This window comes from Nocardia sp. NPDC052316, from assembly GCF_044547795.1.
Classification (GTDB): domain Bacteria; phylum Actinomycetota; class Actinomycetes; order Mycobacteriales; family Mycobacteriaceae; genus Nocardia.
In genome coordinates this window covers 876,758-897,648 of the sequence record NZ_JBIUBB010000005.1, presented here as the reverse complement: position 1 = coordinate 897,648, position 20,891 = coordinate 876,758, and the positions used below count along the sequence as shown (strand labels likewise).

14 protein-coding genes are annotated in these 20,891 nt (G+C 69.7%); 7 read left to right on the top strand and 7 right to left on the bottom strand.

What is annotated here, in order from left to right; all coding sequences use genetic code 11:
* Window positions 1-8 precede the first annotated feature (8 nt).
* Window positions 9-1,307, bottom strand: a complete 1,299-nt coding sequence (locus tag ACIHA7_RS27635) for a PucR family transcriptional regulator (RefSeq protein ID WP_397293819.1) — start codon at window positions 1,305-1,307, stop codon at window positions 9-11.
* A 202-nt stretch (window positions 1,308-1,509) separates the two neighbouring features.
* Between ACIHA7_RS27635 and ACIHA7_RS27630 the strand changes: the two genes are divergently transcribed.
* The 3 genes from ACIHA7_RS27630 to ACIHA7_RS27620 all read left to right on the top strand — a co-directional run bounded on the left by ACIHA7_RS27630 (window position 1,510) and on the right by ACIHA7_RS27620 (window position 5,263).
* Complete coding sequence (locus tag ACIHA7_RS27630; RefSeq protein WP_397293818.1) at window positions 1,510-3,105, top strand: aldehyde dehydrogenase family protein; 1,596 nt, start codon at window positions 1,510-1,512, stop codon at window positions 3,103-3,105.
* Entirely contained in the window at window positions 3,102-3,935 is an 834-nt protein-coding gene (locus ACIHA7_RS27625) for an SDR family oxidoreductase (protein ID WP_397293817.1), read from the top strand. The genes ACIHA7_RS27630 and ACIHA7_RS27625 overlap by 4 nt, the downstream gene beginning before the upstream one ends.
* A 434-nt stretch (window positions 3,936-4,369) precedes the next feature.
* The gene (locus ACIHA7_RS27620) at window positions 4,370-5,263 is read left to right on the top strand and encodes a LysR substrate-binding domain-containing protein (protein WP_107653822.1); all 894 of its coding nucleotides are present in this window, start codon (window positions 4,370-4,372) and stop codon (window positions 5,261-5,263) included.
* Here ACIHA7_RS27620 and ACIHA7_RS27615 read toward each other — a convergent pair whose 3' ends face one another.
* Window positions 5,264-6,841 (bottom strand): amidase, encoded by a 1,578-nt coding sequence (locus ACIHA7_RS27615; RefSeq protein WP_397293816.1) that lies wholly within the window; start codon window positions 6,839-6,841, stop codon window positions 5,264-5,266.
* A gap of 180 nt (window positions 6,842-7,021) precedes the next feature.
* Between ACIHA7_RS27615 and ACIHA7_RS27610 the strand changes: the two genes are divergently transcribed.
* Genes ACIHA7_RS27610 through ACIHA7_RS27600 form a run of 3 tightly spaced genes read left to right on the top strand, consistent with a single transcriptional unit; the run spans window position 7,022 to window position 12,518 of the window.
* A complete protein-coding gene (locus ACIHA7_RS27610; protein ID WP_397293815.1) occupies window positions 7,022-9,583 on the top strand; it encodes a serine/threonine-protein kinase in 2,562 nt (853 codons plus the stop codon).
* The gene (locus tag ACIHA7_RS27605) at window positions 9,580-11,802 is read left to right on the top strand and encodes a protein kinase (protein WP_397293814.1); all 2,223 of its coding nucleotides are present in this window, start codon (window positions 9,580-9,582) and stop codon (window positions 11,800-11,802) included. Before ACIHA7_RS27610 ends, ACIHA7_RS27605 begins: the two co-directional genes overlap by 4 nt.
* Window positions 11,799-12,518: a cyclase family protein gene (locus ACIHA7_RS27600; protein WP_397293813.1), complete on the top strand. Its 720-nt coding sequence runs from the start codon at window positions 11,799-11,801 to the stop codon at window positions 12,516-12,518. The genes ACIHA7_RS27605 and ACIHA7_RS27600 overlap by 4 nt, the downstream gene beginning before the upstream one ends.
* 5 nt (window positions 12,519-12,523) lie before the next feature.
* Here the strand turns inward: ACIHA7_RS27600 and hpt are convergent, their stop codons facing one another.
* The 4 genes from hpt to dacB form a co-directional block, all read right to left on the bottom strand.
* Complete coding sequence (hpt, locus tag ACIHA7_RS27595) at window positions 12,524-13,075, bottom strand: hypoxanthine phosphoribosyltransferase (protein ID WP_107653817.1); 552 nt, start codon at window positions 13,073-13,075, stop codon at window positions 12,524-12,526.
* A gap of 119 nt (window positions 13,076-13,194) precedes the next feature.
* Complete coding sequence (gene tilS, locus ACIHA7_RS27590) at window positions 13,195-14,223, bottom strand: tRNA lysidine(34) synthetase TilS (protein WP_397293812.1); 1,029 nt, start codon at window positions 14,221-14,223, stop codon at window positions 13,195-13,197.
* Window positions 14,224-14,348: 125 nt separating this feature from the next.
* Window positions 14,349-15,482, bottom strand: a complete 1,134-nt coding sequence (locus ACIHA7_RS27585) for a zinc-dependent metalloprotease (RefSeq protein ID WP_397293811.1) — start codon at window positions 15,480-15,482, stop codon at window positions 14,349-14,351.
* Between the two features lie 13 nt (window positions 15,483-15,495).
* Entirely contained in the window at window positions 15,496-16,950 is a 1,455-nt protein-coding gene (gene dacB / locus ACIHA7_RS27580; protein WP_397293810.1) for a D-alanyl-D-alanine carboxypeptidase/D-alanyl-D-alanine-endopeptidase, read from the bottom strand.
* Window positions 16,951-17,108: 158 nt separating this feature from the next.
* On the opposite strand from dacB, the gene ACIHA7_RS27575 reads away from it, so the two are divergent.
* Window positions 17,109-17,600 (top strand): inorganic diphosphatase, encoded by a 492-nt coding sequence (locus tag ACIHA7_RS27575; RefSeq protein ID WP_397293809.1) that lies wholly within the window; start codon window positions 17,109-17,111, stop codon window positions 17,598-17,600.
* A gap of 57 nt (window positions 17,601-17,657) precedes the next feature.
* Here ACIHA7_RS27575 and ACIHA7_RS27570 read toward each other — a convergent pair whose 3' ends face one another.
* Window positions 17,658-20,705 (bottom strand): AfsR/SARP family transcriptional regulator, encoded by a 3,048-nt coding sequence (locus tag ACIHA7_RS27570; RefSeq protein WP_397293808.1) that lies wholly within the window; start codon window positions 20,703-20,705, stop codon window positions 17,658-17,660.
* Window positions 20,706-20,891: the final 186 nt, after the last annotated feature.

Genomic DNA, 20,891 nt, shown 5'->3' with positions numbered 1-20,891 from the left:
TCGCTGATTCAGGGCAGCGCGGCCACCCCGTATGCGGCGACGCAGGCGAGGGCGAGCTCCAACGGCAGGCTGCGCTGCTCGATCGGATAGCCGAGCAGTTCCTCGATGCGCTGGATCCGGTAGCGAACCGTGTTCTTGTGCACTCCGAGCAGTTTCGCCGTGGCCTCCGGGCTGCGATGACTCTTCAGGTAGGCGTGCAGCGTCTCACGTAGCCGCGCCGCGTTCGGGTCGGTACCGGACAGCGCGCGCAATTCCCGCCCGATCAGACCGCGCATCGCCGCGTCGTCGGCGCCGGCCAGATAGGCCACCTCCACCTCGCGATAGCCGATCACCCGTGGCGTGCCCGCCGGACCGCGCTCGGTCACCTGCCTGGCGGCCACCGCCTCGCGATGGCTCTGCCGGAATCCGGCGACCTGTCCGGCCGGCACGCCGAAGGCGACCCGGACCGGGGCTTCGACCAGCCCGGCGGCGAGGCGCTCCAGCGCGCCGGACTCCTGGTCGATCCGGTCCGCATCGGGGAGGTCGTCGAGCCCGGCCCACGCCCACATGCCGCTCGACCCGGACGCCACGGTGAGCAACCGGCCGTTGCCGATCCCGGCCGCCACCCTGGTCGCCACCCGCTCCAGCACACCGATGACTTCGCCGTCCCCGCTGCCGGATTCACTCTCGTCGGTCCACAACACGAACGCGACGTGCCGCTGCGTGAGCCGGTAGCCGAGCCGGACCGCGGCCTGGTCCATGTCCAGCTCGTCCCCGGCCAGCAGCGCCCGGATGGTCTCGGTACGCCGATTGAGCGCGGCCCGCAGGACCCGCTCGCGCTCCTCCATGTAGGTGTCGGTGAGCAACTCGACCGACAGGCTGACCCACTTCGTCGCCCGCTCGAACATCCGCAGCATCACCGCTCGCTCGATCTCCTGCGGTGCCTGCCGCTCGTCGACGGCCTCGGTCATGTAGTCGAGCACCGCCTCCATGCCGACGTGGTAGGTCCGCAGCAGCATGCGCAGCTCGAAGCCGCGCCGGGCGATCGTGCGCGCGAACGCGTGCGCCTCTTCGGGCAGCGTGTATTCGAAAGTGTCGCTGGTGATTCCGCTCAGCACGACCCTGGCGTGCGCGCGGGTGCTCGCGGCGAGGTCGCGGCGCACGTCCCGGTCGGCGAGTTCCGGAACGCGCGCGATGATGGCACTGTCGAGGCGGGCGACGATCTGCTCGAGCGTCTCGGTGCGCATTGTCTCGATGACGTAGTCCGCCAGCCAGTCGCGGACCACTTCGCTGTTCGGTCCGATCCGGTCCGGTGATGCGGCCGGCACAGCGCCTCCTACTTGTTCCCTGAGCACAAATCGACTCGCGACAATTGACAAACTGGGCCAAGAATCTCCCCTCACATTGTGTCACGCTCATAGATCAGTGGCCTGGCTCACTCCCTCCGCGCATGCCTTCGCGCAGCGCCGTTGGACAGTCGGCCCGATGTGAGTGACGTGAAAGCCGCCGACAGTTCAATGGGAGAACAGCGTGACCAATACCGAACCGGCGCCAGGAGCGGCCGAAAAAGCACCTGCGGCCGAGGCCGCGGGACCCGCCGTCATCGAGGTGCGTAACCCCGGCACCGGCGCGGTGGTCGGGACGGTGCCCGAGATGAGCGCCGACGAGGTGGCGGCCAAGGTCCGTGAGCTGCGGCTGTTCCAGCCGGAATGGGAAGCCATCGGCCCGAACGGCCGCAAGGAATGGCTGCTCAAACTGCAGGACTGGCTGATCGACAACACCGACACGATCGCCGACGTGGTGCAGTCCGAGACCGGTAAGCCGCGCGTCGACTCGCTGATCGATCCCGCGTTCGCCACCGATCTGCTCGGCTACTACGCGCGTCGCGCCGCCAAATTCCTGGCCGACGATCACCCGTCCCCGCACAGCCCGCTGGCGCGCGTCAAGAAGCTGACGACCGCGTACAAACCGTATCCGGTCGTCGGCGTCATCACACCGTGGAACTTCCCCCTCGCCATGCCCGCGCTCGATGTGTTCCCCGCGCTGGCCGCGGGTGCCGCCGTGATACTGAAGCCGTCCGAGGTGACGCCGCTGTCCGCGCTCGAAATGGCAAGGGGCTGGGCCGAAATCGGCGCCCCGCCGGTGTTCGCGGTGGTCACCGGCGCGGCCGCGACCGGCGCTGCCGTCATCGAGAACGCGGACTACATCCAGTTCACCGGCTCCACCGCGACCGGGCGCAAGATCGCCGTGGCCTGCGCCGAGCGGATGGTCCCGTACAGCCTGGAGCTCGGCGGCAAGGATCCGGCCATCGTGCTGGCCGACGCGGATGTGGATCGGGCCGCGCACGGCATCGCGTTCGGCGGCATGTTCAACTCCGGTCAGGTGTGTATCTCGGTGGAGCGGGTGTATGTCGAGGCGCCGGTCTACGACGAGTTCGTGGCCAAGCTGACCGCGAACGTCAAGGCGCTGCGCCAGGGCATCGACGGCCGCGAGTCCAAGCACGAGGTCGGCGCGCTGGCCAACGAGAACCAGACCTCCATCGTGCAGCGACACGTCGACGAGGCCGTCGCGGCCGGAGCGAAGGTGCTCACCGGCGGCAAGCGGGCCGGGTTCGGCACCGCGTTCGAGCCGACGGTGCTCGTCGACGTCGACCACACCATGTCCTGCGTCACCGAGGAGACCTTCGGCCCGACACTGCCGGTGATGAAGGTGGCCGACGAGGCGGAGGCCGTTCGGCTGGCCAATGATTCGATCTACGGGCTGTCCGCGTCGGTGTGGACCGGCGACAAGGAGCGCGGCGAGCGGATCGCCCGCCAGCTGAACGCGGGCGCGGTGAACATCAACGACGTCTTCGTCAACCTGTTCAGTTTCGCCCTCCCGATGGGCGGCTGGGGCCAGTCCGGCGTCGGCGCGCGCTGGGGCGGTGCCAACGGTGTGCGCAAGTACTGCCGCCAGCAGGCGATCACCGCCCCGCTGCTGCCGACCCAGGAAAAGGAACTGTTCTGGTTCCCCTATCAGATGCCCAAATTGCTGTTCGCCGTCGCCGCGATGCGCGCCGCCGGGGCGCGTGGGCTGCGCCGGATCGACATTCCCGCTGTCCTGAAGCTCAAGGGAGACAACAAGTGACCGACGTTTCGAAGATCCGCGGCAAGGTCGTCGTCATCACCGGCGGCGCCCGCGGTATCGGGCTGGCCACCGCGACCGCGCTGCAGGCGCTCGGCGCCAAGGTCGCGATCGGCGATATCGACGAGGCCACCGTGAAGGAGTCCGGCACCGCCCGCGGCTTCGAGCTGTACGGCAAGCTCGACGTCACCGACGCCACCTCGTTCGAGAGCTTCCTGGACGAGGTCGAGCGCACCGTCGGCCCGATCGACGTGCTGGTCAACAACGCGGGCATCATGCCGACCGGCAAGCTGGTGGACGAGCCGGACCAGATCACCCGGCGGATCCTGGACATCAATGTCTACGGCGTAATCCTGGGCTCCAAGCTGGGTCTGGCCCGGATGCTGCCGCGGGGCAGCGGCCACATCATCAATATCGCCTCGCTCGCCGGCGAGACGCACATCCCCGGCCTGGCCACCTACAACGCGAGCAAGCACGCGGTGCTCGGCTTCACCGACACGCTGCGCGAGGAGTACCGCGAATCCGGCGTGCGCTTCTCCTCGGTGCTGCCGACGCTGACCAACACCGAGCTCGGTGCGGGCGTCACCGCGCCGAAGTTGCTGCGCCCGGCCGAGCCGGAGGAGATCGCCGACGCCATCGTCGGGCTGATCGTCGCGCCGAAGTCGAAGGTCAGGGTGACCGCGGTGGCTGGCTTCATCTCGCAGGTGGTCGGCCTGCTGCCGGACGCGGTCGGCGACGGCATCGCCAGGGCGCTCGGTGCGGGGCACGCGTTCCTCGACGACGTCGACGCCGAGAAGCGCAAGGCCTACGAGGATCGGGCCCGCAGCGTCTGACGCTCGGTGTGCAGCAGCGTCGCGGTCGCGGATTCGTCCGGGCCGCGGCGCTTTTGCATGCGTAGCGAAGGTCCGAAATGCGAGCCTTGCAGCAATACAAACTAAAATGTGACGAAAGTCACTATAGAGGGGGCAAATGACCGCAGGTCGACCAGATAGGGGTGTCCAGCCGCCGACCGGCAATCACACAGACCGCCAGTTCCAGCTTGCTCGACATACCCCGAGCGAGCATCATTGCTGGTCAAGCGCCCAGATGCGGTTCGCCGCCGAGACGAGCGGTTGCGTGCCCAGAATTCGCGGAGTCGATGGTGCATCACACCATCACAAGCAATATGCTGTCCCTAACAAACCTGTCGAATGTTTTGGTACCCGTATCCGAACTTTCTGGCCTGATAAGGCTGGAAATTCAGGACTGATTCTGATAGCAAGGGGCTATGGACCCGCATTTGCGCGACCTGCGGTATTTCGTCGCCGTCGCTGAGGAACTGCACTTCACCAACGCCGCTCAGCGGCTGCACATCGCTCAACCCACCCTGTCGCGTCAGATCCGACAGCTGGAACGTCAGCTCGACGTGGTCCTGTTCGACCGCAACCAGCGCAGCGTCGCCCTGACCGTGGCGGGCAAGGAACTGCTCGAGGGCGCGCGCAAGATCCTGGAGCTGTGGGAGGTCACCAACGTCTCGCTGCAGGAGGCGGGCGAGGTGCTGCGCGTCGGCATCCAGTCCGCGCTCGGCCGCGGGCTGCTGAACGACCTGGAGAGCGCCAGCGGCCACCGGCTCGCACTGCACGCGGCCTCATGGACCGACCCGTCCAGCGGCCTGGCCGGCCGGCAAGCCGACCTGTCGCTGGTGTGGCTGCCGCTGCCCGACCCGAACCGCTACCGCTGGCAGGTGCTGCGCACCGAGCCGCGCTGGGTGCTGCTGCCGGAGAACCACCCGCTGGCCGATCGGGAAACCATCGAGTTCACCGACCTGCTCGACGAGCCGTTCATCGCGCTGCCCACCGAAGCCGGTGCGGTGCGCGACTTCTGGCTCGGCAACGACGCGCGCAACGGACGTCAGCCCAAGATCGGCGCCGAGGCGGCAACCCCCGAAGACAAGCTGGAGGCCGTGAGCCTCGGCCTCGGCGTCTGCCTGCTCGCCGAGAACAACGTGCCGATGTACCGCTGGCCGGGCCTCACCGCGCGACCGGTGGCCGGCCTCGCGCCGTGCGAGCTGGCCGTGGCGTGGCGCGCCGACGACCAGCGGCCGACCATTCTGGAGTTCGCCGGACGCGCCGTCGACGGCGGATTCTCGGTGCAGCAGCCGCAACCCGCCGTCAGCGCTTGATCAGTTGATGGTGCGCCGCCACGGGTGCAGCGATTCCAATTGCGCGGACAGCCGCAGCAGGGTGGATTCGCTCCCCGGCGGACCGGCGAGCTGAGCGGCCACCGGCGTGCCGACGTCGGCGTGCATGCCCATCGGGATGGACGCGGCGGGCCAGCCGACCAGGTTCCAGAGCGGGGTGAAGGGGGAAAACCGCGAGCTGGCAAGCACATTGGCCAGCCAGCCGCGCTGGTGCCAGGCCCGCGCCTTGGGCGGCGGACCGGCGAGCGTGGGTGTGATCACCACGTCGTAGCGTTCGAAGTACTCGAGTAGCCGGGCCTCGACCCGGTCGACCTGCGCCGGGCGGACCAGGCGTAGTCGCTGCACCAGGCGCCCGAGCGCCAGGTGCCTGCGCGTACGCGGTTGCAGGCGTTCGGGATTCGGTAGCACGGCGGAGTCCCGGGAACCGAAGGCCAACCAGCGCAAGAAGATCGAGATCAGCGCGTCGCCGTAGGGCAGCGTGGTCGGTTCGACGAGATGGCCTGCCGCCGCGGCCACCGAGGCGGCGGTGCGTGCGGCATTGGTCCACTGCCGGTCGACGCGGAAGAAGCGGTAGGGCGCGGCCACGGCTAGGCCGATGCGTAGTCGGCCCGGTGGATCGACCTCGGCTAGGTCCGGCCGGGCGGCCAGCACCGATAGCGCGAGCGCCGCGTCGCCGACTGTCGTTGCGAGCACACCGTTTTCGATCATTCCGGACCAGGAGTCCACGCCGATCTCCGCGGGCACCGTGTAGCGCCCCGGTTTGATGCCGAACACTCCGCAGCAGGCCGCGGGGATGCGCAGCGAGCCGAGCCCGTCGTTGCCGTGCGCGATCGGCACCAGCCCCGCGGCGACCGCGGCGGCCGCACCGCCGGACGAGCCGCCCGCGCTGCGCGCGACATTCCATGGATTGCTGGTGATCCGGTCCGGGGTATCGGTGGTGCCCCACAACCCGAGCTCCGGCACGGTGGTGAGCCCGACGATCACCGCGCCCGCGGCGCGCAGCCTGCGCACCACCGCGTGATCATCGGCGACCGGGCGGGCATCGGTGGCCGCCGAACCCGATCGCATCGTCTCGCCCGCCACCGCGATGTTGTGCTTGATCGCGATCGGCACACCGGCCAGCGGCAGCACGTCCAGATCCGCGCGCTGCTCCAGCGCCGCCGCCTCGGACCTGGCCCTCTCGGTCCGAATGACGCTGAACGCATTGGTGTTCCGGTGTTCGGCGACGATCCGGGCGACGGTGGCCTCGACCACCTCGGTCGCGGTCAGCGAGCCGTCGCGGACACCGGCCGCGACGGCCGTCGCCGGACCGCGGGTGAGGTCATGGCCGACCGCGATTTGGTCGTTCGCACCCAGCGGACTATCTTGAGCGGGCGCGCTCGCCTCGACGTCGGATCGGGTAACCGGTGACTCTGCGACGGCCACCTGGGTGAGCGCCGATCGTTTCGGATTGACGTGCGCGACCGCCGGGTGTTCGGCCGGTGATTGCGCGGGTGTTTCCGTGCCGGAAGTTTCGGTGTCCGCCGAACCATCCGCCACCGCTGTGGCCTTGATCTGCATGTGCTGGTCGTCCCCCGTCGCATCGTTGTCGAATTCGGGTGATCGCTCTCAAGCCGCAAGTTATCATTCCGAATACTGCTCGGGGGATGATGGCGGCGGGTGTGGCGGAATTTCTCCGCGATATCTAACCGACCGACCAGTGCGGATTCTCCGGTATCCGCCGAGCCACTAGGTCCGAGAATGAGTGCCAACGCCGATAGAAGTTCCGATTCCACCGCGGGTTTCGCGGCGCGCGCTGGTTTCGGTAACCACCCGCTGCGCACCGAATTCAACGCCGTCGCCGCCTTCGCCGCGGCCTGGGAAGATACCGCCGCCGCCCGCCCGCCCGAGATCGCCGAGTACCTGCCGGACGCGCAGACGCTGCGCACCGAGGCGCTGCTCGAGCTGATCCGCGTCGACCTGCGGCACCGCTGGTTGCGCAAGTCCGTGCAAGACACCGCCGCGCCTGAACAGCCACGCCCACAGACCCGCAAACGTCTCGCCGAATACTGCGCCGAATTTCCCGAACTGGAACCGGGCAGTATCCCGGCCGGGCTGGTGTACGAGGAGTTCGTCATCCGCCGCCACAGCGGCGAACGGGTCGATCCGCGCGAATGCCTGCGCGAATATCCGCACCAGGCGAGCGAACTGCGCGCCATGTTGAACGCCGATGACGACGATCAGAGCACCCGGCGGGCGGCGGTCGAGGATTCCACCCGGACCGCGCTCGCCCGGACCAGGGCCGCCTTTCTCGACAGCGAATTGAACCGAAACACCGAGTCCGTCCGTAGTTCAGAAGTGACCCGAGCAACCCCCGATCTGACCGGAACGGCGACCGCCGTGCCGACCACGGTCGGCACCGGGCCTGGCCACCTCGACGCGCTCGACCGGATCGAAATCGGCCAGCGGATCGATGATTTCGACCTGTTGACCGGCCTGGGCAGCGGCGCGTTCGCCCGCGTCTTCCTGGCCAGGCAGCGGTCCTTGCAGCGGCTGGTCGCGGTGAAGATCTCCGCCGACCACGGCACCGAGCCGCAGACGCTGGCCCAGCTCGACCACGACTACATCGTGCGCGTGTTCGACCAGCGGCTGCTCGACGACGCCGAGGCCGGTGCCGCGCGCAGGCTGCGGCTGCTCTACATGCAGTTCCTGCCCGGCGGCACGCTGCTCGGCGTGCTGCGCTGGGTGCGCGCCACCCCACCGGCCGAACGCAGCGGGCAGCTGCTGCTCGACGCCGTCGACGCGGCCATGGAGGAGAAGGGCGAGATCCGGCCCACCGACTCCAGCGTGCGCGCCGAGATCGCCTCGCTCAGTTGGCCGGAGACGGTGGCGTGGCTGGGCCGCAGGCTGGCCGAGGCGCTGGACTACGCCTCGGCGCACGGCGTGCTGCACCGTGACGTGAAACCGGCCAATGTGCTGCTGACCGCCGAGGCGGTGCCGAAGCTGGCCGACTTCAACATCAGCTTCAGCCGCAACGTCGAGGGCACCAGTCCGGTCGCCTATTTCGGTGGTTCGCTGGCGTACATGTCGCCCGAGCAGCTGGAGGCCTGTCATCCCGGGTTCGAGCGCAGCGCCGCGGACCTGGATACCAGGGCCGACATCTACTCCCTCGGGGTGGTGCTGTGGGAATTGCTCACCGGGGCAAAGCCGTTCGACGACAGCACCGCGGGCGCCGACGGCTACGGCGACGACACGACACTGGAGGCCATGCTCGAGCGGCGCACCGCGGGCGTGGACGCGGCCGCGCTGGCACGGGTGCCCGCCGATTGCCCGGCGGCGTTGCGCCGGGTGCTGCTGAGCTGTCTCTCACCCGACCGGTCCATGCGCTGGGCCAACGGCTGTGTGCTGGCCAGGCAGCTGGAACTCTGCCTGGACGAGCGGGCCCGTGAGCTCGTCGACCCGGCCCCCAACAGTTGGCGGCTGCGGTTGCGGCCGTGGATGGTGCTGGTCACGCTGCTGTCGGTCGGACTGCCGAATGTGCTTGCCTCGCTGTACAACATCCAGCACAACCAGCACCTGATCATCAGCAGGCTGACCGAGGAGGCCCAGCACAGCTTCGTCATCATCACCGGTGTGGTGAACGCGGTGTTCTTTCCGGTGGGCATCGCGATCGTGGTGTACATGTCCCGATCGCTGCTGACGGTGCCGCGCGGGCTACGCAAGGGTCGGCGCTACGACCCGGACACCCTCTGTCACGCCAGACGCGACGCCCTACTGCTCGGCGATCGCGCGGTGGCCGTGGCCTTTTCGCTGTGGGTGCTGTCCGGCTTCACCTTCCCGCTCACGCTGCAACTGGTGACCGGCGACCTGCCCGCGCGGGCGATCGTGCACTTCCTGGCGTCGCTGGTGGTGTGCGGTGCCATCGCCGTCGCCTACCCGTTCTTCCTGCTGACCTTCTACATGGTGCGCTGCATCTATCCGCTGTTCCTCCGGCACGGCGACATCAGCCCGGCGGACGCGGGCTGGCTGCGCGGACTGGACCGGCGGTGCAACGGATGCCTCGCGGTGGCCGCGTCGGTGCCGTTGCTCGCGGTGGCCGGGGTGACGTTCCTGCCGCCGTCCGACATACCGATGGTGATCTTCGCGGTGCGCGTGCTGTGCGCGGGCGGCATCATCGCCTTCGTGGTGTCGTACTTGCTGTTCCGGGCGTTGGAAGCCGACCTGCGCGCGCTGGAGCGGGTGGTCGCGCCGGAGTCGGCAGGCGGGCAGGCCGGTGCGGGCGACCGCGCGCAGGACGCGGCGGTCGGGGAGACCCGCACGTGACGTCGTCGCGCGCCGACGCCGTCGCGCGGTTCGCCGCCGATTGGCAGCGCAGCCTCCGGGCTGAGCAGGTCACGCCGCCGTTGCTCGCGGACTACGTGCCCGACGGCAGCCAGGCGCGGCTCGCGGTGCTGACCGATCTGCTGCGCATCGATCTGCGCGAGCGCTGGGGCCGCGCCGCCGACCTCGGCAAGCGGATCGCCGAGTACCGCAAGGAGTTTCCTGAGGTCGAGCACAGTCCCGAGCTGGCCGACCTGGTCTGCGAGGAGTTCCTGGCCCGGCGCCGCCATGGGCCGCTGGCCGTGGCGGAGTTCCTCAGCGAGTATCCGGAGCTCGCCGACGCGGTGCGCGAACGGCTGGCCGAGTTCGACATCGACGACTTCGGCACCGCGGAGACCACCGAAGCCATCGCCGCACTGGCCGAGCTGAGCCCCGGCCGGCGCGTCGACGACTTCGACCTGATCACCGACCTCGGCAGCGGCCTGCTCGGCCGGGTCTTCCTGGCCAGGCAGCGATCCATGCAACGCCTTGTCGCGGTGCGTCTTTCGGCAGGGCGCGCCGCCGCACCGCACACCATGGCCCAGCTCGACCATGCGCACATCGTCCGAGTCTTCGATCAGCGGGTGCTGAGCGCCGACACCACCCGGCTCGGCGCCGCCGCACCGCGGCTGGTCTACATGCAGTACCTGCCCGGCGGCACCGCGGTCGGCGTGCTCGATCAGCGGCGCACCGGCCCCGAGTCCGACGGTGGCGCATTGCTGCTGCGCGCCGTCGACACGGCGATGGCCGCGAAAGGCGAGATCCGGCCGTCGGATTCGAGTGTGCGGGCCGAGATCGCGGCGCTGAGCTGGCCGGAGACGGTGGCCTGGGTGGGCAGGCGGCTGGCCGACGCGCTGGATTACGCGGAGCACCACGGCGTGCTGCACCACGACATCAAACCGGCGAACGTCCTGTTCACCGCCGAGGGCATTCCGAAGTTGGCCGATTTCGCGTTGCGCGAGTCGGGTCCACGTCCCACGGCGAATCCGGCTGCACAAGAGGCTGATTCGCTGCGATATCAGTCGCCGGAGCAGCTGGCCCGGCTGCTCGATCCGGCCGCACCCGCACCGGACGCCCGCAGCGACCTCTACTCGCTGGGTGTGTTGCTGTGGGAAATGCTCGCGGGCGCAAGCCCGTTCGATGACGCACCGCGGACAGATGAATCATCTGCCGAGACCTATACCCGCATGCTCGCCCTCCGTCGCGCCGGGGTCACCGAGGCGGCACTGTCCCAGCTGCCCGCGGACACCCCGGCGGCACTGCGCCGCGTGCTGCTGGACTGCCTGCACGCCGACCCGAAACGGCGCTGGCGCACCGGCTTCGAGCTGGCCGGCCAGCTCGACCTGTGCCTCGACGCCCGCGCGCGTAACCTGGCCGACCCGCCGCCGACCAGCCTGGCCTACCGGGGCCGGGGCTGGCTGATCCCGATCGCGGCAGTCTGTATCGGCGTGCCGAACGCGCTCGCGAGCTGGTACAACATCCAGTTGAACCAGTCGCTGATCGTCGACCGGATGTCGGCGGCCGACCAGGACCGCTTCGCCACGGTCGGCTTGCTCAACAACCTCATCGCCTTCCCGGTCGCGGCACTGCTGTTGATCTTCCTGACCCGCAGGCCGCTGACCATCGGCTTCCGGTTGGCGCGCGGCCGGGCGTACTCCGCGCGCACGCTCGCCAAGGCCCGCCGCGACACGTTGCTGATGGCCGACTGGGCGGTGCTGGTGCCGTTCGGCTTCTGGCTCGTCGCCGGCGTGATCTGGCCGCTCGGCCTGGCCATGTCCGGCGTCGAGCTGCCGCCGAAGACGTTCCTGCATTTCTTTGCCGCACAGGTGGTTTGCGCGGCCATCGCGCTGGCGTATCCGTTCTTCCCGATCGCGGTCTACGCGGTCCGCTCGGTGTATCCACAGTTGCTGGTGCGCGGCGGGATCGGGCCAGGCGACGAGCGCCAGCTGCGAAAGCTGGCCCGGCGCGGCAACTTCTACCTCGGCGTCGCGGCGTCGGTGCCGCTGCTCGGGGTGGCGGGCGCGACGTTCGTCGACGCCGAAGATCTGGAGTTGGTGATCGTTCCGGTCCGCATGCTCAGCGTGGGTGGCATTCTGGCTTTCGTGGTTACCTACCGGTTGTTCCGCTGGCTAGAGGCCGATCTGCTCGCGCTGGCGCGGGCCATCCCGCAGCGGAAACGATGACCTCGCCGCGGCCGCTCGGGCGGCTGGTGAGCCTGTCGCATGTGCACGATCCGGCCACCACGCCGCTGTATCCGGACGATCCGGAGTTCCGCACCGACATCGTGGCGACGGTCGCCAACGACGGCTACTACCTGCGCTACATCCAGCAGGGCGAACACACCGGAACCCATTGGGGCGCACCGATTCACTTCCACTCCGACGGACTCGGCGCCGACGAGCTCGAGCTGGACGATCTGCTGCTGCCCGCGGTGAAGGTCGATGTGCGGGAGCGGTGCGCCCGCGACCGGGACTACGCGATCACCGTCGCGGATCTGAAGCAGTGGGAGGGGCGGCACGGGCGCATTCCGAACGGCGCGGCGGTGATCGCCTGGACGGGCTGGGATGCCAAGTGGGGCACCGCGGAGTTCCTCGGCACGGCCGAATCCGCGCACCATCAGCCGGGTTTCGCGGTCGAGGCCATCGAATGGTTGCTGCGCACCGGGCGGCTCGGCCATCGCGGGGCCCTCGGCATCGATACCTTCGGTCCCGACCTGGGCACCGACGACACCTACGCCGTCTCCAAGCTCCTCTACGGCGACCACCGCATCAGCCTGGAATGCCTGGCCAACCTGGCCGCCATCCCCGCCACCGGCGCCTGGATCCTGGTCGGCGGGCCGCTCTACCGTCGCGGCTCCGGCTCCCCTGCAACGATTTTCGGCATCCTGCCCGACCGCTGACCGAGCTAGGAGTAGACCTTCGGGTCGAGGGTGCCGATGTAGGGCAGGTCGCGGTAGCGCTCCGCGTAGTCGAGGCCGTAGCCGACGACGAATTCGTTCGGGATGTCGAAACCGACGTGGGCGACGTCGACGTGGGTGCGTAACGCGTCCGGCTTGCGTAACAGCGTGACCACCTCGAGCGAGGCCGGATTGCGGGTGGATAGGTTGCGCTTGAGCCAGGACAGCGTCAGGCCCGAGTCGATGATGTCCTCGACGATCAGCACATTGCGGCCCGCGATGTCCTTGTCCAGGTCCTTCATGATGCGGACCACGCCGGAGGAGGAGGTGGACGACCCGTAGGACGAGACGGCCATGAACTCCATCTGGGTCGGGATCGGCAACGCCTTGGCGAGGTCGGTCATGAAGAAGATCGCGCCCTTGAGCACGCCGACCAGCAGCAGGTCGCCCTCGGGGGCGTCCGCGGGATAGCGCTTGGCGATCAGCTCGGCCAGCTCTTTCGTCTTGCCTGCGATCTCTTCCTGGGTGATCAGAACAGACGCGATGTCGTCCCCGTACACGTCAGCTGTTCCCTTCTGGTTCTCGCTCCCGGACGGCCGACCCATTATGTGTCATCAGCCGCTGCGCAGACGCAGTAAACATTGGCGGCGTTCCCTGGCCCTGCGTGGTCACGCTTTCGCTACCGCCTCCGGGCCTGACGCTCACGCCGCAGTGTCAGCCTGCCATGTTCGCGCGCCGCGACCAACCTGCTACCTGCCGAGCCGCCGCCGACGGCGACGCCGCCCTGCCCGCGCCAATCGGTGATCAGCTCGTCCACCGCGTGTAAATGCTTGCCGGTCAGCGCTTTCGCGCCGCCCGCGAGCAGCCAGGCCCGGATCGCCCGGCGGCGCAGGGCGGCGGGGGCAGTGGCGAGCGTCTCGATCGACAGCGTCGCGCCATCATTGGCGGTGTGCAGCAGCTCGCCCGCAAGCGCGTCGAGCACCGCGCCGTCGGCGCGCAACTGTTCGGCGGTGCGCGCGAGCGCGGCGGCGACGCCACCGCCGAGCACGTCCTCCAGCAACGGCAGCACCTCGGTGCGCAGACGCACCCTGGTGAACTCGGCGGACGAGTTGTGCGGATCCTCGTACGGGGTGAGCGCCGCGTCCACGCACAGCTGCCGGGTCAGCGCGCGCCGCACCCCGAGCAGCGGCCTGCCCCAGGGCTCGGCCCAGCCCGCCATGCCTTGAATGGAGCGCCCGCCGGACCCGCGTGCCAACCCGAGCAGCACGGTCTCCGCCTGATCATCGAGGGTGTGTCCGAGCAGCACGGGCAGTCCGTTGCGCGCTTCGTCGAGGGCCGCGTACCGAGCTCGCCGCGCTGCGGCCTCCATGCCGCCGTCGCCGCTGACCTCGACCGCGAGCACTCGTGCCGATCGGCAGCCGAGCGCGAGCGCGGTCGCCGCGGCATCGGCCGCGACCACGTCGGAGCCCGGCTGCAATTGGTGGTCGATCACCAGCGCATCGACTGCGTCCGCCTCGACGACCGCGGCCGCGGTGAGCGCCAACGAGTCCGCCCCGCCGGACAGCGCAACGGCGACACCGTCCGACGCGTACTCCCCCAGCCAACCTCGGACGGCCCGCCGAACCTCCAGCACCGCCGCCGTCTCGGGTAGCCGTGCACCGGGTACCGCGGGCTCGACCCCTGCGGATGTTCCGGGCACACGACTCATAACCGGAGCGTACCGAGCCGCCGCACGCCCGGCGGGGGTCCACCGTCGGTATCCGCACGGCCGCGGTGTGGACGCCTCTGTGCACAGGACGCACGTCAGGTGTGCGCTGCCGGAACGGCCGGTGGTCAGCCCAGGACGCGGCTGACCCAGCGTTCCGGGTGCTCGATTTCGTCGGTGCGGGGCAGGGTTTCGCCGTCGGTCCAGATGGTGTTGAACCGTTCCATGCCGACCCGGCCGACCACATCGTCCACGAACGCCTTGCCGCGCACGTACTGCGCGACCTTGGCGTCCACCCCGAGCAGCGCGCGCATGATCCGCTGCAGCGGGTTGGTCGGGCGCTTGCGGCGCTGGTCGAAGGCGGACCGGATCTGTTCGACCGAGGGCACGACGGCGGGGCCGACGGCGTCCATCACGTGATCGGCGTGCCCTTCCAGCAGAGTGCCGAGCATGAGCAGGCGGTCGAGGGCCTCGCGCTGCGGCGGCGCCTGGGTGGCGCGCAGCAGGCCGACGATGCCGCGGGCGGCGGGATCGTCGGGGGTGCCGCCGCGGCGGCGGTCGCGCACCTCCTCGGCCAGGCGCGACAGCATCTGGTTGAGCGGTTCGTCGCCGACCTCGCCGAGTATCTCGACATTGGCGCGCATGTAGTCGGCCAGCCAGGGCGCGGAGGAGAACTGCACCCGGTGGGTCACCTCGTGCAGGCAGACCCAGAGCCGGAAGTCGCTCGGCGAGACGCCGAGTGCGCGCTCGACCGCCATGATGTTCGGCGCGACCAGCAGCAGTGTGCCGTCCGGCCCGGTGAACGGGTCGTACTGGCCGAGGATCGCGGTGGACAGGAAGGCGAGCATCGCGCCTGCCTGCACGCCCGCCGGCTTGCCTTGCAGCAGTCCGCGCTCGCCGGTCTCGGCACCGGCGCCGGTGAGCTGGGACATCGAGTCGGCGGCCGCGCTGATCCAGCCGGGCCGGTCGACGATCCGGGCGGCGGGCACCGGCTGGTCGTCGAGCAACCCGCTCACCTCCCGGACCGGGCCTTCGGCGCGCACCGACGCGGTGGCCAGTTCGGCGACGACCTGCTCGGCCGAGTAGCGCGAGGTGCGCGGGCCGGACGGCACCAGCGCGGCGCCGGTCTTCGCCGCCAGCTTCCAGTCGACGGCACCGGAGAACCCCGACCGGCCGGTGGACCGGTCGACCGCGCCCTCGGCGGCAGGCAACACGGAACTGCCCGTGCCTGCCTCAGCTGGGTCGGAATTTTCTCCGTGCATTGTCAACCACCCGTCACGAACATCCACAGTTGCGTAGCGTGCCTGCGATCGCGTCCAAGGCGGGCCTGCTCACCTCCGGCGGTCGATCGTTCGACATCAACGCGAAGGTCAGCACCCGCCCATCGGCGTCCAGCACATACCCGACCAACGCGCTGGACACCGACAGAGTTCCGGTCTTGGCCCGCACCCAGCCGGCGGCGTTACGGTCACGCACGACGTAGCGGCTGGTCAGCGAGCCGGTCGCGCCCGCGATCGGCAGGGCGTCCAGCAGCGGCGCCAAAGTCGTGGCGAGCTGGTCGTTTTCGGGCCTTGCCATGGTGTTCGACGGCTGGATCGCGGTGAACGCGGTCGGCTTGGCCGCGGTGGCCACGATCCGGTCGAGCAGTCGCGCCGGAATCCGGTCGTCGACCGACAAGCCGCTGTTGTCGTGCATGTCCACCCCGGACACGTCGAATCCGGCCTTGCTCAGCGCGGCGTTCACCGCGTTGACCGCGCCGGTGAACGACGCCTCGCCGCCGGTGGCGACCGAGATCTCCCGCCCGACCGTCTCGGCGAGCACGTTGTCGGAGTAGACCATCAGGTCGCGCAGCCGGTCCCGCAGCGGCGCCGAGCGCACGCTCGCCACCTCGGCCGCGCCAGGCGCCGCGGTGCCGAGCCGCACCTTGGCCGGGTCGAGGCCGAGGTCGGTGGCCAGTCGGCGCCCGGCATCCAAGCCCGGCGTCGCGGTGCGCGGCGAGTATTCGACCAGCGGGCGGAGCCTGCCGCCGTCGATCATCACCGGATCGATCGGCGCGATCGATCCGTCGCCGATGTCGATCGGGTCCCAGCCCTTGGCCATGGACGGACCGGTGTAGGCGGAGGTGTCCACCAGGATCGTGTCGGCGGCCCGGCCGGAGCTCTTGATCTGGCTCACCAGATCGGACAGGCGCGGCCCGTTCGGGTAGTAACCCTTGCCCTCCGGCTCCGCGGTCAGCGTCGGGTCACCGCCGCCGACGAGCACCAGCTCGTTGGGCGCGGCGCCGGCCACCACCTTGGTGGTCACCCGGTGGTCCGCGGGCAGCGTGAGCAGGGCGGCGGCCGTGAGCAGGATCTTCGCGGTGGACGACGGGATCATCGGCCGGTTCGGGTCGCCGCTCCACAGCACCGTCGCGCTGTCGGCGTCGGTGACCTGCCCGGCGAACGCGCCGAGATCGGGGTTGCCGATGATCGGCGCGAGCGCGGCGGCCACCCCGGCCGGGCTCGGCGCGGGGGCGTTCGACGGCGCGGGGGCGACCTGCGGGAAGGGGCGGACCGGCGCGGGCGGGGCGGCCGTGGTCAGCCCGCCGTGCCGGAATTCGTCGGTCCACGGCTTGACCGTGAGCAGCACCCCGGCGCCCGCCGCGAGCACAACGGCCAGCGTGAGACCGAACCCGATCCAGAGATTGCGGCGCCGCCGGGCAGCCAAGCCACCGATGTTCTTACCAACCACAGCCCGCAGCTCTCCTCGACTGATTTCCGCAGCAGCCGCCTGCCGCACCCATGTCCCCGCCGACCACACTATCCTCGTTGCGCAACCGTTCCCCCGAACAACCTGGCGAGTCGGCAGTCGTTACTGCTCATGCTCATAGATGCACCGAAGGAGATGGCGTGGAGTTCGACGTCACCATCGAGATCCCCAAGGGCTCTCGGAACAAGTACGAGGTCGATCACGAGACCGGACGGGTCCGGCTCGACCGGCACCTCTACACCTCCATGGTCTACCCCGCCGACTACGGCTACATCGAGAACACCCTCGGCGAGGACGGTGACCCGCTGGACGCGCTGGTCCTGCTGCCCGAGTCGGTGTTCCCCGGCTGCCTCATCGAGGTGCGCCCGGTGGCGATGTACAAGATGGTCGACGAGGCAGGCGGCGACGACAAGGTGCTGTGCGTGCCCGCCGGTGATCCGCGCTGGGACCACATCCAGGACCTGAAGGATGTGCCGGAGTTCGAGCTGGCCGCGATCAAGCACTTCTTCGAGCGCTACAAGGATCTCGAGCCGGGCAAGTACGTCAAGGGCTCGGAGTGGGTCGGCCGTGCCGACGCCGAGGCCGAGGTTTCCGCCTCGATCCAGCGGCTGAAGGACAACGGCGGCCACTGACGCAGGCACGACGAAGCGGGAAGTCCGTTCGGGCTTCCCGCTTTTCCTGTTCCGGCGCTACCCGGCGGCCCGATCGCGCCGTTGCTTGCGTTCGGCGATCACCTCGTCCAGGTGCTCGCGGAGCAACTGCAGGATCGGCGCCTCCACCTCGCTGTCGAGCCGCTCGTGGGTGAAGTGCGCGTCCTCCATCGGCGCGAAAGCCTCTGCCGCCGAACGGTATGCGCAGTAGGCCTGATGGGTCCGGCCGAGCGCCTGCAGGATGAGCCCGTGCATCACCAGCACCCTGGCCCTGGTCAGTGGTCCGATCGCGCGGTTGAGCATCCGGATCGCCGCGTCCGCGATCGGCTCGGCCTGGGTCAGCTGACCGGCCATCATGTGCACGTGCGCCAAGCGCGCCAGCGCCCAGCCTTCGCGCAGTTCCACCCCGCTGAGCCGGGCCAGCCGGACCGCCTCGCGGCACAGCTCGATCGCGTGGGCGTGCTCGCCCTGGAAGCCGCGGCTCACGCCGAGTTCGTGCGTCGCCATCGCCTCCAGCGCGGCGTTGCCGATTTTGGCCGCGAGGGTCTTCGCCTCCGTCGCCCTGGCCTCCGCGGCGGCGAATTGCCCACCGTCGGACAGGGTTTTGGCGATGTGCACCAGGCTGGCGCACTCGACCGCCGGATCCTCGACCCGGCGGGCCAGCCGGATCGCGCGTTCGGCGTGCGCGAGCGAGGCCGCCGTCTCGGTGCCCATTCTGGTCGACGAGGCGAGCAGCTGCCCGGCGAACGCGATCAGCCGTACGTCGCTGGCCGAGCTCGGGTTCAGCGAGAGCGCGATGCGCTGGTGGTCGCGGCCCTGGCGCAGCGTGCCGAGCGAGTAGCTGTAGTTCGCACCGAGGGTCACCCTGATCCGGCACTCGACGCGCCGGTCACCCACCCGCAACGCCGCGGCGAGCAGTTTGTCGAGCGCGCGGGACAGCTCCTGGCAGTGCGGGCCGCCGTCGATCAATTCCGCGGTGGCCCAGGCGATGTCGGCCGCGGGAGCGAGTGCGGGACCACCCACCCGCGCGGTCTGCTCGTACAGCGAGATCAGGTTGGGTCGCTCGACATCGAGCCAGTATTGCGCGGCTATGCTGTCGGTGAACGTCAGACCGTCGGCCACGGTCTCGCCCAAGTGTTCCGACAATCGCGATCCCGGATTGCACACCGCCATCAGGTTTTTCATGGTGGCCAGGTAGAAGTCCAGCAGCCGGGCCAGCGCACCGGATGTCGGCTCGTCGGCCTCGGGACCGAGGTGGAGTTCGCGCGCGAACAAGCGCGGCAGATCGTGATAGGTGTAGCGCCCGGACGAACTGGTCTCCATCAGGTTCAGGTCGACGAGCGATTCACACAGCTCCTCGACCAGCATCCGGTCCGCGCCGAGGATGGCGGCCGCGCCGTCGAGTGAGATCTCCGCGACCTCCGGCACAGCCAGCATCCGAAAAGCCCTGGCCTGCGCGCAATCGAGCTGGTCGTAGCTGAGCCGGAAGGCCGCCTCGACCGCGAGGTCGCCGCTGCGCAGCGTGCCGAGCCGCTGCTGCTCGTCGGCCAGCCGCTCGGCCAGGCTGCCGATGGTCCAGCTGGGCCGCGCCGCCAGCCGGGCGCCGACGATCCGGACGGCCAGCGGTAACCCGCCGCACGCCTCGAGCACGCTGTGCACGGCGGCGGGCTCGGCGGCGACCCGCCGTAGGCCGGCGATCCCCGCGAGCAGGGTGCGCGCCTCCACCGGGGCGAGCACATCGAGTCGCACGCCGAGAACACCCACTACGCAAGGCAATTCGGGCATCGATGAACGACTGGTGATCAGCACCGCCGAGCCGGGCGTGCCGGGAATCAGCGGGGCCACCTGGTCCACATCGCGCGCGTTGTCCAGCACGACGAGCACCCGCTTGCCGTCGAGCAGGCTGCGGAACTGCGCCGAGCGCTCGGCGAGCGTCGGCGCGATCTCGCCCTCCGCCACGCCGAGCGCACGCAGGAAATCGCCGAGGGTGTCCGCCGCCGGCGTGCCTGCCTGGCCACGACCGCGGGACTGCGCGAAACCATGCAGATCGACGTGCAGCTGCCCGTCCGGGAACCGGTCCCGGATGCGATGGCCGACATGCACCGCCAGCGCACTCTTGCCGATACCGCCCATGCCGTTGATCACGCACACCGGCACCGCGAAACCATCTGCGCGGGTGAGCCATTCGCCGATCCGGCGGACGGTCTCGGTGCGGCCGGTGAAGTCGACCACGTCGGCGGGCAGCTGCGCGACCCGCGCCACCGTGCGGCGCGGGGGCCGCACGATCACCGCCGCGTTGCCGGTATCGCGTTGTGGCGCACGCAGATCCCCGCGCAGGATGCGCTGGTGCAGCTCGGCGAGCGGCTGGCCGGGTTCGATGCCGAGCCGTTCGATGAGAACTTTGCGGGTGTCGGCGTACACCGCGAGCGCCTCGGCCTGCCTGCCCGCGTGATACAGCGCGGTCATCAGCAGTCCGCGCAGTTGCTCGCGCATCGGGTGCTCCGCGCACAGCGGCGTCAGCTCCGCGATCACCTCCGGATAGCGACCGAGGCGCAGGTCCAGCTCGATGCGCTGCTCCACTAGCGCGACCCGGCGTTCGATCAGCTGTGTGCGCTGCCGATCGGCGTAGGGGCCGGGCAGCCCCGCCAGCGGCGTGCCCGACCAGAGCCGCAGGGCAGCGTCGAGCCGCTCGCGCACCAGCTCGACCGTGTGCCGCGGGTCCGTGCCGATGCGCTCCGGTTGCACATCGACCAGCAGATCGTCGACCAGCTCCACATCCACCGCGCCGGGGGCCAGTCGCAGTGCGTAGCCACCACCGAATCCGACGAGCACGGTGGCGGGCGCACCGGACAGGCGCTCCGGCTCCAGGGCCCGGCGCAGATGCAGGATGTGGTTGCGGAGCGCGCCGATCGCGCTCGGCGTCGGATGCTCGCCCCAGACGCCGTCGATGAGTTCGGGCACCGTGGCCGACCGTCCGCTGCGCAGCAACAGGGCGGCCAGCAAGGCTCGGCGCTGTTTGGAGCCGAGATCGACCTCCAGCTCGTCGCGCCACGCACGAACCTCGCCGAGCACAGCGAACTTCAGCATTCGGTCCCCTCTCTCACCATCGGACCTCCAGCTATGAACGTAGACAATCGTCCGACGTCTTCGTCGGCCTCGCTCCGCGAAGTCACCGATGAGCCACTGTTGATCTGACGTCATCGTTACAGACATCCAACCAATGAATCCCTGAGATTTCGGTGACGACCAACTGACGTGGTGGTGCCAGCACTA